This window comes from Streptomyces sp. NBC_01216 (assembly GCF_035994945.1).
In the GTDB taxonomy this organism is placed as follows: Bacteria; Actinomycetota; Actinomycetes; order Streptomycetales; family Streptomycetaceae; genus Streptomyces.
Map to the genome: position 1 here is coordinate 60,272 of NZ_CP108680.1, position 14,671 is coordinate 74,942.

Genomic DNA, 14,671 nt, shown 5'->3' on the forward strand with positions numbered 1-14,671 from the left:
CCACCCGACAGGCGCCCTCAGGCCGCGGCCGTACGCTCGGCCTCGCGTGTGGCGGGCCGGGCGGGCACGGCGTACAAGGCGTCCACACACGCCGCCGCGAGCGCGTCCAGACTGGAGACCGTCGCCGCCGCCGGCAGACCGGAGGCATCGTAGGCCAGCGGGAGTTCCGTGCACGCGGTCAGCACCGGCAGCCGCTCCTCGCGCCACAACGGACGCACAGCCGACGCGAGCAGGCGCCCGCCCTCGTCCGTACGGCCCGCCTTGACCAGGACCGCCGCGTGATGGATCCGCGCCCGTGCCGCCGGGCCGGGGACCGCCAGCCGGTAGCCGAGCTCCGCGGCCCGCCGCTGGTACAGGCCGCTGGCGACGGTACCGGTGGTGGCGGCCAGCCAGCCACCCTCCGGGCTGAGCGTCATCGCCGCGCACAGCGTGGCGTCGACGATGTGGACGACGGGGACCGGCAGCTCCGCCCGGATCCGGTCGATGTACACATGGGCGGTGTTGCACGGCACCGCGAGAAGGTCCGCACCCCACCGGGCCAGGGTCGTCAAGCCCTCCCGGATGGCGGGCAACGGCGCGTCGTCGCCCGCCAGCAGGGCAGTGGACCGGTCGGGTATCGACGGGTCCGACAACAACACGACCCGGGGGTGCCCCTGGTCCTCCGTCGCAGGCACCCGGTCCGTGAAGAGCCGCAGGAACTCGGCCGTCGCGGCGGGCCCCATCCCACCGAGCACACCGAGCGTCCCGGCGGGCCCAGGCGCCGGGACCGGTCCCGGCGCCGGGACCGTCATCGCGCCGCGGGGTCCGTGGCCGAGGTCAGCCGACGGGCCACCCGCTCGGGTATCGAGGCGGCCAGCAGCCGGCCGCGCAGGCCGGGCGGGCACCACCAGTCCAGGTGGAGAACCCCCTGCCGGACCACGCCGTTGACCGTCACCACATCCCGCCCGGTGCCCGGCAGAACGGTGAAGTCGACCGTGTCGACCGCGACCAGCGAGAACGGCGAACCGTCCGGCAGCAGCGCCTCGAGGTCTCCGAAGTGCTCGTAACGGATCAGCTCCGGCGCGTCCGACGGCGGGGCCGGTGCCAGAGACCAGCGGCCGACACCCCGGGGCCGGTCCTCGGCCGTGTGGTCGAGAACCTCGACACCCGGCTCGTCCCCCAGATCGGCGAGGACCGCGGACAGTGCCGCGGCCACCCGCGTAGCGCTCGCGGGAGCACCGCAGTCGACCCTGGTCAGGACCGCCTCCTCCCGGTCCACACCGGGCTCCGAAGGCCCGGCAAGGCCCGGCTCCGGCCGGTCGAAGCGCCCGGACTCCGCGGACACGACGGCCGCCGCCCGGCGCAGGAACGACTCCGCCGGCGCGAGCGGAGTCTCGCCACCGGCGGCCCACAGCGCGGACAGATCACGCAGCAGCACCCGCCACGAGCGGGTGTCCGCCAGCAGTTCGTGCACGACCAGCAGCAGCCTGGCCGGAAGCGGTCCACGATCCGCCAGGGCCAACTGCACCAGCGGGCCGTCGGAGAGACTCATCCGGGAGCGCATCCGGTCCACGGCCGTGCGCAACAGCTCCGCCTCCGCCGCGGCGTCCCGCCCCGACAGATCCAGCCGCAGCACCGGAAGAGCACCGGCCACACCCGTGTCGTACTGCTCCCAGCCGCCGTCACGCTCGGCGAACCGCAGCCGCAGCGCCTCGTGGTGCAGCAGCAGCGCCAGCGTCGACCGGCGCACCAGAGCCGGATCGGCGGCGCCCTTCGCCTCCAGGAGCAGAGCCCTGCCATGCGGGCCGGGGGCCGCTCCGGCGCGCGCCAGCACCTGCCGCTGCGCGGGAGTCAACGCCGCACGACGCTCCCCGGACGTGGACGTGGACGTGGAAGCGGAAGCCGCGGCGGGCGCGGGCGAGGTCCGCTCCGCCGCCGGGGCCTCGGTCGTGGGGCGGGCCACGCCCTCCTCGGGAAGCGGGTAGCCGATCTGCAGCAGCATCTTGCGCACCCGCGGGGTCGCGGCCGGCATGCGCAGCTCCTCGTCCGCCTCCGCCCGCTCCAGATGCCCCAGGCGCACCTCCCACCGGGTGGGCGCCTCGTAGTTGTGGAAGCCGCGTTCACGGGTGTGCACCAGGACACCCGCGTCGTTGATCATGCAGTTGGAGCTGCAGAAGCCGGTGTCGCCCGGCTGCGACCACAGGTCGGAACGCTCGTGCAACAGCGCCCGGATGCCGTCCTTGGTGACGTCGGAGTACCGGTAGTAGTCGACGACCTCGACGGAGTCGACCACCTCGGGCGCGATGTCCCCGCCGGCCTGGTGGTAGACCCGACGGCCCTCCCGCAGGCCCGGCTCGATCTCGGCCGGGTCGAAGATGCCCTGACGGTGGAACCACGACAGCCGCTCATCCATGATCTGGCCGCGCGACAGCCCCGTGACGATGGTCGGGATGCCCAGGTCGTGCGCATGCCGCGTGCTCAGGTCCAGCAGGGAACGGAAGCACCCGTTGCACACGCTCTTGTGCTGCTGGAGGCTGCGCAGGAAGACCTTGTTCTGGTCCGCGTGCGTGGCGGTGACGTGCTCGATGCCGAGTTCGGAGGTGATCGTCTCCACGTTGCGCAGGGCGGTCTTGGAGATGAACCCGTTGTCGAAGGTGAAGGTGCGCACCCGCAGGCCGAGATCGATCAGCCGGTACAGGACGTACGAGCTGTCCTTGCCACCGCTGTAGAGCAGCAGGCAGTCGACGTCGGACCCGCCCGCCTCGGCCCGTGCGCGGACCAGCGAGACGAACCGGTTCACATCGCCGAAGTAGGCGTCGATCTCGGGGCCGTGCCGCTCGTACATCGTGCACAGATCGCAGGTGCCGGACGGGTCGAAGGCGATCCCGGGATAGCGGCCGCTGATCCCGCAGCGGGCGCAGGCCCGCTCCGGGGTGTCGGCGCCGCTCCCGGTCGCGGAGGTGGTCTCGGAAGAGAGAAGCGTGGTCATCGGCGTCCGGTCCCTAGATGGCGAAGAGGTCGTCGAGCGGGGCGTCGGCCGCCAGCAGTTCCTTCTCGACCGCCGCGGCGAGGTTCGCGACCGTCGGCGACAGGAGGAAGTCCCGCAGAGGCACGGCGACCGCGAAGGTCTGGTTGACCGAGGCGAGCAGCGAGACGACGAGCAGCGAGGTGCCGCCCGAAGCGAAGAAGTCGTCGTCGCGGCCGACGGCGGCGACGGGCAGGGTCCGCAGCCACAGCTCGGACACCGTCCGCTCCGTCGCGGTGCGCGGAGGCCCCCCGGCGGCGTGCTCCGTGCGCCGGGGCGCCGGGGCGGGCAGCGCCCGCCGGTCGATCTTGCCGCTGAGCGTGCGGGGCAGCGCGGCGAGCGGAACGAACCGCGCCGGGACCGCGCTGTCCGGCAGCCGCTCGCGCAGATGGGCGCGCAGCTCCGCTTCCAGCGCTTCGAACGCCTCGGGTGCTTCGGGCGCGGTCCGGGCGGGGGAGCCACCGCACTCCAGATAGGCGAGGAGATGGACCGCGCCGTCCTCATCGGTGGTGACCACGGCGGCGTCCGTGACGGCCGGGTGATCACGCAACACGCTCTCGACGCCCTCCAGCTCGACCCGCACCCCACCGATCTTGACCTGGTGGTCCTTGCGGCCGAGGAACTCCAGGGCGCCGTCGTCGAGCAGGCGGCCGTAGTCCCCCGTGCGGTAGACGACGTCGGCCGGGTCGCCCGTCACCGGGTGCGGCACGAAGACCCGTGCCGTCTCCTCCGGGCGCTGGTGGTAGCCCAGGGTCCGGTCCGGGGTGCGCAGATGGATCTCCCCGACCGCGCCCGGCTCGGCGAGCCGCCCGTGCTCGTCGACGAGCAGCACCTCGGCGCCCGGGATCGGCCGGCCGACCGGGACCGACGGCCTGCCGAGGTCCTCGCGGGTGACGAAGTGGAAGGTCTTGGTCATCGTCGTCTCCGACGGCCCGTACAGGTTCAGCAGCCGGATACGGTCGCCGTACCGCCCGAAGAGACGCTCCGCGTCCGCGGGCGCGAGCCGCTCCCCCGAGAGCGCCACGCACCGCAGCGAGGCCAGCGCGTGGTCCCCGGTGATCGCGGCGGAGACCAGGCCCCGGAAGAGCGACGGGACGGTGTGCACCAGATCGACGCGCGCCTCCTCGACCCAGCGGGCCAGAGCCGCCGGGTCGAGGAGCGTCTCCGGGGACGGCGCGACGATCGTGCCGCCGGCCACCAGCGGTACGAACAGGTCACGCAGCACAGCGTCGAAGGCGGGCGACACCAACTGGCCGACCCGCCAGCCCGGCTCGACACCCAGCAGCTCGGTCTCCCACCGGATGTACGGCGCGATGGAACCGAGCCGACCCACGATGCCCTTGGGACGGCCGGTGGTGCCGGACGTGAAGAAGACGTAGGCGGGATCGTCGGCGCCGGATCGGTGCGGCTCCGCGCGGTCGTCGGGAGAGGCGGCGGGGCCCACGGTGACGACACGCGCGGTCGGCGCGGCCTCGGACAGCGCCCGCAGCGCCACCGGGTCGTCCGGGCACCCGACGACGGCCCACCCGGGGGCGACGTCGAGGAGCGTCGCCCGCAGCCGGGCGGGCGGGGCGGTCAGATCCAGGGGCACGAAGACTGCGCCGACGCGCAGGATGCCGAGCACGGCGGCGACCAGATCGCGGCGGTCCCGCACCAGGACGGGGACGAAGGCCCCGGCGCCGGCTCCCGCCGCCCGCAGGCCGGCCGCCACGTGCGCGGCGCGCGCGTCCAGCTCCGCGTAGCTGAGGCTCCCCTGCGGGGTCTCGACGGCCACCTGGTCCGGCGACCGCTCGATCGTCCTGCCCACCAGGTCGTGGATGGCTTCGAACGTCATCAGTGTTCCTTACGCGTGGTCCGGCAGGGAGAAGGTGTCCAGCAGGATTCCGAAGGTCAGGACGGTGAGCAGCAGGTCGTCGCCGTAGTGGGGATGGACCTCGAAGCCGTCACCGGTGTATCGGGCCCGCAGCCGTTCCACGGCCGCCGGGTCGAAGTACCCCTGCCGCCTGATCCGTTCGGGAGAGAGCATGTCGTTGATCCACTCGACGCCGGCCCGCAGCAGCGCCGGACTCCCCGGCGCGCGGAAGCCGAACTTCTCGCGGTCGATGATCTCCGGGGGCACCAGACCCTGCGCGGCCTGCCGCACGACGTACTTCTCGCCGAGCGGGTGCACCTTGAGATGAGCCGGGACCTGCGTCGCGAACTCCACGACCTCCCGGTCCAGAAAGGGATATCTGGCCTCCACGGAGTGGGCCATCGCCATCCGGTCGCCGTGGTCGGAGAGCAGATGGTCCGACAGGCGCAGCCGGAAGTCCAGGTAGGAACGCTGGTCCAGCCTGTCCCGTCCGGCCAGCCGGGCCGGGTCCACGGGAGGGAACCGCAGACAGTCCACCTCACGGAACGCCTCGCGGACCCCCGCCGAGTAGAGGCCGAGCTTGGCCTCCCGCCAGGCGTGGTAGCGGCGTTCGTAGAAGATCCCGGCGTCGCCCCACAGCCGCCGCCGGACGTCGTCCTCCAGCGCGTCCGCCAGATCGTCGCCGGAGCGGCCGGCGCCGCGGCCGAGCCGGTCGAAGCGGTAGCCGACGTACCCGCCGAAGAGTTCGTCGGCGCCCTCACCGGTGAGGATCACGGTGGTACCGCTCTCGCGGACCCGCCGCGCCAGCGCCAGCGAGCAGGTGTTGTACGTCTCCTTCACCGGCGTCTCGGCGTGCAGCACCATCCGCCGCAGGTCCTCGACGATGTCGGCGGTGGTGAACTCCAGCTCGTGGTGGCGCGATCCGACTTTCTGGGCCATCAGACGCTGGAAGCCGGACTCGTCGATGTCCGCGTCGGGGAAGGCGATGGAGAAGGAGTCGGCCGGGGGCGCCAGCTCGCCGACCAGCCCCGCGATGAGCGAGGAGTCGAGCCCGCCGCTGAGATAGAAGCCCACCGGCACGTCGGCGTCCAGCCTGCGCCGTACGGCGTCGGTCAGCAGCTCACGCAGCCGCTCGGCGTAGTAGGCGTCCGGCCGCGGCGCGAGCTCGCCGGCGTGCGGGTAGTCGAGGTCCCAGTACGGCACCTCCCGCACCGCACCGTCCTCGACGAGCAGATAGTGGCCGGCGCGCAGGCTGCTGACGCCCCGGAACATGGTCCGGGGGCTGACGAGGCCGGGGAAGGTCAGCACCTGGTCGAGGCCGGTCAGATCCACCGCACGGCCCACACCGGGATGCTCCAGAACGGCCTTGGCCTCCGAGCCGAAGACCAGGTGGTCCGAGGTCGTCGCGTAGTGCAGGGGCAGGATTCCGACGTGGTCGCGTGCGAGGAACAGACGGCGCCGCGACCGGTCGAGGAGAGCGAAGGCGAACTGCCCGTTCAGCCGGTGCAGCAGCTCGATGCCCTCCTCCTCATAGAGGTGGACGATCACCTCCACGTCACAGTCGGTGCGGAAGCGGTGTCCCTTCGCGGTGAGCTCGGCACGCAGCTCGCGATGGTTGAAGATCTCGCCGTTGCACACCATGACGACGTCGCCGTCCTCGCCGGACATCGGCTGCGCACCGCCGGCCAGGTCGTTGATGCTCAGACGGCGGAAGCCGAGACCGACGCCGTCCTCGACGAACGCCCCGTCGGAGTCGGGTCCCCGGTGCAGCAGAGTCGCCGTCATCCGCGCGAGCACCCGGGGGTCCACCCCCACACCGTTGCGCAGGCCCATGGCCCCGGCGATGCCGCACATGTGACGGTTCCTCCTTCATCGGACCGGCCGAGGACCGGACCGGAAAAAAGCGGGAACGAAGGAAAGACCGGCCGGCATCCCAGCGCCTTCTCACGGGCTTCCCGCAACAAGTAACACGCGCCCGGGCCGGGGCCACAAGCGAATCCAGGCCGCGCGCCGGCCTTGAGCAATCTGGAAGAACGAGCCGTGGCGGGCGAAGCGCACGGCGGGAGAAGACATCCGGAACACCCCTCGTCCACGCTGGTGGCGGCCCAGGGCCGGGCGGCCCGAGAGGGTCCGCCCCGGCCGCCCGCCCCGATGGAGGAACGACGTGACCGAGACGGACACCCCCGCCTTCGCAGCTGCCACGATCACCGCGGACGACCCGCGGTACCCGAGCCTGGTGCTGGGCACCAACCACCGGTTTCCCGGCCGGCCGGACTACGTCCGGGTGGTGACCACGACCGCCCAGGTGGCGGACGCGGTCACCGAGGCCGTGGCGGCCGGCCGGCGGATCTCCGTCCGCAGCGGCGGCCACGGATTCGAGGACCTGGCCACCGACGGGGTCGAGGTCCTCCTCGACATGTCCGAGATGACCGAGGTGTGCTACGACGCGGAGCGGCGGGCCTTCGCCATCGAGGCCGGCGCCACGCTCGGCCACGTCTACCGGGTGCTGTTCAAGGGATGGGGCGTCACCATTCCGGCCGGCGAGTGCCCCGAGGTCGGGGTGGGCGGCCATATCGTCGGCGGAGGCTACGGTCCGCTCTCGCGCGGCCTCGGCGCGGTCGTCGACTACCTGTACGCCGTGGAGGTCGTGGTCGTCGGCGAGGACGGCGTCGCCCGCGCCGTCGTCGCCACCCGCGAGGACGACGACCCGCACCGCGACCTGTGGTGGGCCCACACCGGAGGCGGTGGCGGCACCTTCGGCGTCGTGACGCGCTACTGGATGCGGGCACCGGGCGCCGACTCCGACGACCCGGCGCGACTCCTGCCCCAGGCGCCCGGCGCCTGGCGCAGCGGCATGGCCGTCTGGTCCTGGGAGACCATGACACCGGAGTCGTTCGCCACCCTGCAGGCCAACTTCGGCTCCTGGTTCGAGCGCAACAGCGCCCCCGACTCGCCGTACGCGGCGCTCGCGGGCTACTTCCACGGCACCCACCGCTCCGGCTTCGGACTGACCGTCGGCGCCCACATGGACGACGCCATCCCGGACGCCGAACGACTGATGACCTCGTTCTTCGAGGAGGTCATGGCCGGCGTGGACGCCAAGCCGCTCTTCGTCGACCAGCAGGTCAGGCCCTGGCTCTACATGTCGTCGTACCCCGGGTGGGGCGACCCGGGCGACCCCTTCACCCGCCGCATCAAGATCAAGGCCGCGTACCTGCGCAAGGGCTACTCGACGACCCAGACGGAGACGCTGTACCGGCATCTGACGACCGGCGAGACCAGCCCTGTACAGCTCATCCTCATCGGCTACGGGGGGCGGGTGAACGCCGTCGCCCCGGACGCCACCGCGGCGGCCCAGCGTGACTCGGTCCTCAAGGCCGCCTACATGGCGGTGTGGGGGGCGCAGGCCGAGGACGAGACGAACATCCGGCGGGTGCGCGAGATGTACCGCGAGGTGTACGCCGACACAGGCGGGGTGCCGGTGCCGAACGAGGCCAACGACGGCTCGTACGTCAACTACGCCGACACCGACCTGGCCGACCCGGAGTGGAACACCTCCGGTGTTCCCTGGCACACCCTGTACTTCAAGGACAACTACCCCCGCCTGCAGCGTGTCAAGAAGCGCTACGACCCGCGCGACGTCTTCCGGCACGCCCTGTCCGTCCGCCTGCCCGACGGGCTCTGAGGACGCCCAGGACGGAAATACCGGCGCCCGGCGCCCGCTCTGGAGCGGGCGCCGGGCGCCGGTGTGTGACGACGGTGACGTGAACGCGGTGCGTGCTTCTGATCCCTGGTGCCTGTTGCCCCCGTGTGCCGAAGCGCGGCAGCTGTCACGGGGCGGGCTTGCCGTCACCGAGATTGACCGTTCAGCTCCCACACGCCGGCCGATCGCTACTATGGGTAACTGAACCGTCGCTTTTTGTGAGGAGCTGGAATGCCGTACTCGCCACTGTTGGTCAAGCCGATGAAAGAAGAGCTGACCGCGATCGGGTTCAAGGAGTTGCTGACCGCCGAAGAGGTGGACTCCGCGATGAAGGACGCCGAGAAGGGCCTGACCCTGGTGGCCGTCAACGCCGTCAACGGTGCCGCGGCCGGTATGGCCCGCCCCGGGGCGCGCATGGCTCTGGAGGACGGCTCCAAGCGTCCCGACCGGCTGGTGACCGTCTTCGCCGAGCAGGATTTGGAGGCCACGGCTCAGATGCGCGGATACTTTGCGGAAATCCCGCCGTCCGAACCTTCGTTCGCATTGTTCAAGGACGGCGAACTCGTCTATTTCGTCCCGCGTCACCGTATCGAGGGACGCGACGCCGACGCGGTGGCCGCCGACCTTCGCGCCGCGTTCGACGAGTTCGGCCAGTAGCGACCATCGGCCACGGCCGCAGGGACCAAGCCGGGGCTCTCCGCTGGTGACCAGGCGTGCCGCACGCAACACAGCCAAGGTCACCCCGGCCTACTGGTGACAGCTCTCGTGCTTCGGCACACGCCCCTGTACGGGCTGTCCATGACGCGGCACGCACCGAAGCCCCCGGGGCGGCCACATGGCCGACCGGGGGCTTCGGTGTCGGCGTTCGCAGCGGACGAGGAGCCCCTGGGCGGCGTACTGGCCGTGGCTCATCGGCAATGAGCTCCTCGGGGAGCCCGCGAACTCCGCAAGATCATCGATGAGCTTGACGCCTTCATGACCCGCCCTGCCCAGCCACAGACGGCCGAAGACAGAGACCAAACTCAGGCGTCCGCCACGGCGGGCAGCACCCGCTCGCCGATCAGATCGATCCCGCGCACCTGGTCCGGACCCTCCAGGATGCCGATCACCCGGGTGACGCCGGCCCCGGCGATCTCGCGCAGCACCCCGGTCAGCTCGTCCGCGGAGGCCGTGTCGGACGGCGTGAACGGCATGATGCAGGTCTTCTCGATCGCGTCGTAGTCCCGTCCCTCCGCCTCGCAGTGGCGGCGCAGCACCGCCAGCTTGTCGCCCAGGTCGGGCCCCGGGTAGAGATTGCAGGCGTCCGCGTAACGGGCGACCAGACGCAGGGTCTTCTTCTCGCCGCCGCCGCCGATCATGATGCGGGGACGTGCGAGGTTCTGCGGGACGTTCAGCGGCCGGTCCAGACGGTAGTGCCGGCCGGCGACGGGCTTCTCATCACCCTTCTCACCGTCCCACATGCCCAGACAGATCCGGACGGCCTCCTCCAGCCGCTCGAACCGCTCGGCCAGCGGAGGGAAGTCGATACCGAGGCCACGAGCCTCCTCCTCGTACCAGCCGGCCCCGATGCCGAGGTCCGCCCGGCCGCCGGACAGGACGTCGAGCGTGGTCACGGTCTTGGCCAGCAGACCAGGAGACCGGAAGTGGACGCCGGCGACCATCGGCATCAGCCGGACCCGACGGGTGTGCGCGGCGATCGTGGCCAGCGTGGTGAAGCACTCCAACATCGGCTGCTCGGCCCCGCCCATGTGCGGGCCCTGCCAGACGTGGTCGGCGACACCGATGACGTCGAAACCGGCGTCGTCGGCGGCGCGGGACATCGCCGCCAGGGTGTCCGCCATGCGCCCCGCCCCGCCCTCCCAGGCGTAATCCGCGAATGCCAGACCGAGTTTCATGGCCGATCTCCCAACAGGTGCTCGATGACGGGGTGGGTGTGCGCCCGCGGCGAGGCCGTCGGGCCAAGGGCTGTCCCGCGATCCCCGGCGGGCAACCCGAAGAATAGGGCGGATGCCCCGTCTCCCCGTTCTTCGATCGTGCTCGATCCGGTCTCGCCCCGAAGCGCGGAAACCACCGGTGAAGAGGGCAATCACCGAGATGCGAGGGACGGTGACGGACGGAAACCTGGCGGGATGGAGCATCTTGAGCCCGAAGAACCGACGACGCCGGCGGGCGAGCAGGCCGGACACCCGGTGTCCGCACGGCCGAGTCACGCCGCGGGCACCCATCCCGTACCCCTCCTCGACGAGACGATTGGCGCCAACCTCCGGCGGTCCGTCGCCGCGTTCCCCGACCGGGACGCCCTCGTCGACCAGGGCGGCGGCGGCCGCCGCTGGAGCTACGCCGAGCTCGACGCGCAGACCGACGCCCTCGCGGCCGGACTGCTGGACCTGGGCGTCCGCGTGGGCGACCGGATCGGATTGTGGTCCCCCAACAACGCCGCATGGGTCCTCACCCAGTACGCGGCGGCGAAGATCGGGGCGATCCTGGTCAACATCAACCCCGCCTACCGGACCTACGAGCTGGAGTATGTGCTCGGTCACGCCGGTGTCCGGGTGCTCGTGGCCGCGCCGGCGCTGCGCAACACCGCCACCGCCGCCATGATCGCCGAGGTCGCGCCGCGCTGCCCCTCCCTTCGGCACACGGTCCTCATCGGCGGCGAGGAATGGGACGCTCTGCTGACCCCGCCCGCCGAGCCCAGCGCCCGCCGGCTCGCCGAGATCACCGCCTCGCTCCACCCGGACGACCCGATCAACATCCAGTACACCTCGGGAACCACCGGCTCACCCAAAGGCGCGACCCTCACCCACCGCAACATCCTCAACAACGGCTTCTTCACCGGCGAACTGCTCGAGTACACCCCCGCTGACCGCGTCTGCCTGCCCGTGCCCTTCTACCACTGCTTCGGCATGGTGATGGGCACCATCGCGGCGCTCAGCCACGGCGCGTGCGTGGTGATCCCGAGCCCCTTCTTCGATGCCCGCGCGACCCTGGAAGCGATCGAGGCGGAGCGCTGCACCTCGCTCTACGGCGTTCCGACGATGTTCATCGCCGAACTCAACCACCCCGACTTCGGCTCCTTCGACCTCTCCAGCCTGCGAACCGGCATCATGTCCGGCACCCCCTGCCCCGTCGAGGTGATGAGGCAGGTCGTCGGCCGGATGCACATGGCGAGGGTGACGATCTGCTACGGCATGACCGAGACCTCGCCCGTGGCCTGCCAGACTCGGCCCGGCGACTCCCTCGAACGACGGGTGTCGACCGTCGGCCGGGCCGGCCCCCACGTGGAGATCAAGATCGTCGACCCGGAGACCGGCGAGACCGTACCGCGCGGCAGCCAGGGAGAGTTCTGCACCCGCGGCTACTCGGTGATGAGCGGATACTGGCGACAGCCCGACAAGACCACCGAGGCCATCGACACGGACGGCTGGATGCACACCGGAGACCTCGCCGTGATGGACGACGACGGGTACGTGGGCATCACCGGCCGGATCAAGGACATGGTCATCCGCGGCGGCGAGAACATCTACCCGCGCGAGATCGAGGAGTTCCTCCACACCCACCCGGACATCCTCGACGCACAGGTGGTCGGAGTCCCCGACGACTACTACGGCGAGGAGCTCATCGCCTGGATCCGTCTGCGGGACGGTGCCGCACCGCTGTCCGCCACCGAACTGTGGGCGTACTGCGCCGGGAAGCTCGCCCACTTCAAGATCCCCCGGTACGTGGCCGTCACCGACTCCTTCCCTATGACCGCCAGCGGAAAGGTCCGCAAGGTCGAGCTGCGCGAGCAGGGCGCCGCCCTGCTCGCCGGACGACTCGCCCAGGCCGCGTGACGGTCCGTGGAAGGGCCCGTACCGGCGGGCCCCTTCCACGTACCCCGGCCGTCAGGCCGCGTTCGGCAGCCCCAGACCGCGTGCGATCAGCATCCGCTGCACCTCGCTCGTGCCCTCGCCGATCTCCAGGACCTTGGCGTCGCGGTAGAAGCGGGCCACCGGGTAGTCGTTGATACAGCCGTAGCCGCCGAAGATCTGCGTCGCGTCCCGGGCGTTGTCCATCGCCGCGCCGGAGGAGACGAGCTTCGCGATCGACGCCTCCTTGGCGAAGGGTTCCCCGCGCAGCATCCTGGTCACCGCGTCGTAGTACGCCAGCCGCGCGCTGTGGGCCCGCACCTCCATGTCGGCGATCTTGAACTGGATGGCCTGGTTGGCACCGATGCTCCGCCCGAACGCCGCCCGCTCCTTGGCATGACGCACGCTTTCGTCGACACAGCCCTGGGCGATGCCCGCGCCCACCGCGGAGATCGCGATCCGGCTCTCGTCCAGCACCGACAGGAACTGGGACAGACCCCGGCCCTCCCGCCCGAGCAGGTTCCCGGCCGGCACCCGGACGTCGGTGAAGGTCAGACCGCGGGTGTCAGAGGAGTTCCAGCCCGCCTTGGAGTACTTCGGCGCGACCTCGAATCCCGGCGTGCCCGAGGGGACCACGATGGTCGAGGCGTCCTGACGGCCGTCCGCGCGGACCCCCGTCACCGCCGTCACCGTCACCAGACGGGTGATGTCCGTACCGGAGTTGGTGATGAACGACTTGGCACCGTTGATCACCCAGTCGTCCCCGTCGCGAACCGCCGTCGTGGCGAGCCCGGCCACATCCGTACCACCTCCGGGCTCGGTCAGCCCGAACGCGCTGAGCGCCGTCCCCGAGCACAGCCCCGGCATCCAGCGTTCCTTCTGCTCGGGCGTGCCGAAGCGGTGGATCGGCATGGCCCCCAGCGACACCCCCGCGGACAACGTGATCGCGACCGACGTGTCGACACGGGCGAGTTCCTCCAGCGCCACGCACAGAGCCAGGAAGCCACGGCCCCCACCGCCGTACTCCGGCTCGAAAGGAAGCCCGAACAGGCCCATCCGGCCCATCTCGGCCACCAGGTCGTACGGGAACTCGTCCCGCTTGTAGAGGTCGCCGATGGCCGGGGCCACGGCGGTGCGCGCGAAGTCCTCCACGGTCTTGCGCAGGATCTCGTGCTCCTCGTCGAGCTGGAAGCCGATCACGGTTCTCCTCGGGGGTCGCGCGCCCCGCGGGCGCGAGGGGGGAAGGAGCCGGCCCGGAAGCCGGCGGGAGGAAGGGACGGCGGCGGCGGTACGGCCGTCAGGCCGGGACGGAACCGACCAGGCCGCCGTCGACGACGAACTCCTGACCGGTGATGTAGGCCGCCCGCGGCGAGAGCAGGAACAGCACCGTCTCGGCGATGTCCCGCGGAGTACCGAGCGTGCCCAGCGCGACCTGGCCGCGGAAGAACTCGCGGACCTCCTCGACCGGGGCGACCGCGTCGAACATCTCGGTACGGATGTGGCCCGGCGTGACGGCGTTGACCCGGATACCACGCTCGGCCAGGTCCGGCGCGAGCGTCTGCGGCAGATTCAGCACGGCCGCCTTGCTGGCCGCGTAGACCGAACCCGGACCCATGCCGCGGTGCACCAGCCACGACGCGTTGAGCACCACCGAAGAACCCTCGGCCAGCAGCGGCAGCGCCTTCTGCACCGTGAAGAACGCGCCCTTGAAGTTGGTGCCGACGACCTGGTCGAAGTCCTCCTCGGTCACGTCGGCGGTACGGGCGTTGAGGCCGATGCCGGCATTGGCGAAGACACCGTGCAGGCTGCCGAAGCGGGCACGGACCTGCTCGAACGCCGCCTCGAGCTCGGCCGGACGGGCCACGTCCAGGGCCACGGCGAGCACCCGGTCGCCACCGTCCAGGTCCTTGACCGCCCGGTCGAGACGGTCGGCGTCGCGGCCGGCGATCACCACGTTGGCGCCCTCGTCGAGCAGACGGCGGGCGGTGGCGAAGCCGATGCCGCTGCCGCCGCCGGTGATGAAGTAGGTCTTGTTCGCGAAGTCAGTCATGCGGTCAGCGTCGGGGCCGCACGCCGCGCGCGCATCTCTCGGATTGCGCAGCGCCTCGCACAGGCCCGACCCGCACAGGCCCGCCGGAAAAACGCGCCGCACGAGGGACGGTTGAGCAATCTGGAAGATGCGCCGGGCCCGCCGGGAAGGGAAGGCTGGGCTGGTGGACACCACGCCTGCGAGGAACGTCGTCGTCGTGGAGTGCACCGGACCA

At 71.4% G+C, this 14,671-nt stretch carries 10 protein-coding genes; 3 read left to right on the forward strand and 7 right to left on the reverse strand.

The genetic code is table 11. From position 1 onward, the window contains the following. Nucleotides 1-17: 17 nt before the first annotated feature. The 4 genes from OG393_RS35185 to asnB are packed head-to-tail and all read right to left on the reverse strand — an operon-like array spanning nt 18 to nt 6,710. Nucleotides 18-791 (reverse strand): aspartate/glutamate racemase family protein, encoded by a 774-nt coding sequence (locus tag OG393_RS35185; protein WP_327379133.1) that lies wholly within the window; start codon nt 789-791, stop codon nt 18-20. Continuing rightward, nucleotides 788-2,968, reverse strand: coding sequence for a condensation domain-containing protein (locus tag OG393_RS35190; RefSeq protein WP_327379134.1), 2,181 nt, complete (start codon nt 2,966-2,968; stop codon nt 788-790). Before OG393_RS35190 ends, OG393_RS35185 begins: the two co-directional genes overlap by 4 nt. Before the next feature lie 13 nt (nt 2,969-2,981). Next, on the reverse strand, nt 2,982-4,838 hold the full coding sequence (locus OG393_RS35195; RefSeq protein ID WP_327379135.1) for a non-ribosomal peptide synthetase: 1,857 nt from the start codon (nt 4,836-4,838) through the stop codon (nt 2,982-2,984). Nucleotides 4,839-4,847: 9 nt separating this feature from the next. Next, nucleotides 4,848-6,710: an asparagine synthase (glutamine-hydrolyzing) gene (gene asnB, locus OG393_RS35200; protein ID WP_327379136.1), complete on the reverse strand. Its 1,863-nt coding sequence runs from the start codon at nt 6,708-6,710 to the stop codon at nt 4,848-4,850. Between the two features lie 310 nt (nt 6,711-7,020). Here asnB and OG393_RS35205 point away from each other — a divergent pair, with 310 nt between their 5' ends. Both OG393_RS35205 and OG393_RS35210 read left to right on the forward strand, forming a co-directional pair. Beyond that, nucleotides 7,021-8,541, forward strand: a complete 1,521-nt coding sequence (locus tag OG393_RS35205; RefSeq protein ID WP_327379137.1) for an FAD-dependent oxidoreductase — start codon at nt 7,021-7,023, stop codon at nt 8,539-8,541. Between the two features lie 249 nt (nt 8,542-8,790). Beyond that, the gene (locus OG393_RS35210; protein WP_327379138.1) at nt 8,791-9,216 is read left to right on the forward strand and encodes a BrxA/BrxB family bacilliredoxin; all 426 of its coding nucleotides are present in this window, start codon (nt 8,791-8,793) and stop codon (nt 9,214-9,216) included. Nucleotides 9,217-9,581: 365 nt separating this feature from the next. Here the strand turns inward: OG393_RS35210 and OG393_RS35215 are convergent, their stop codons facing one another. Beyond that, nucleotides 9,582-10,454, reverse strand: a complete 873-nt coding sequence (locus OG393_RS35215) for an LLM class F420-dependent oxidoreductase (RefSeq protein ID WP_327379139.1) — start codon at nt 10,452-10,454, stop codon at nt 9,582-9,584. A gap of 234 nt (nt 10,455-10,688) precedes the next feature. Here OG393_RS35215 and OG393_RS35220 point away from each other — a divergent pair, with 234 nt between their 5' ends. After that, complete coding sequence (locus OG393_RS35220; RefSeq protein WP_327379140.1) at nt 10,689-12,392, forward strand: AMP-binding protein; 1,704 nt, start codon at nt 10,689-10,691, stop codon at nt 12,390-12,392. A gap of 51 nt (nt 12,393-12,443) precedes the next feature. On the opposite strand, the gene OG393_RS35225 is transcribed toward OG393_RS35220, so the two are convergent. Both OG393_RS35225 and OG393_RS35230 read right to left on the reverse strand, forming a co-directional pair. Further along, nucleotides 12,444-13,607, reverse strand: coding sequence for an acyl-CoA dehydrogenase family protein (locus OG393_RS35225; RefSeq protein WP_327379141.1), 1,164 nt, complete (start codon nt 13,605-13,607; stop codon nt 12,444-12,446). Between the two features lie 97 nt (nt 13,608-13,704). Further along, a complete protein-coding gene (locus OG393_RS35230) occupies nt 13,705-14,457 on the reverse strand; it encodes an SDR family NAD(P)-dependent oxidoreductase (RefSeq protein WP_327379143.1) in 753 nt (250 codons plus the stop codon). Nucleotides 14,458-14,671: the final 214 nt, after the last annotated feature.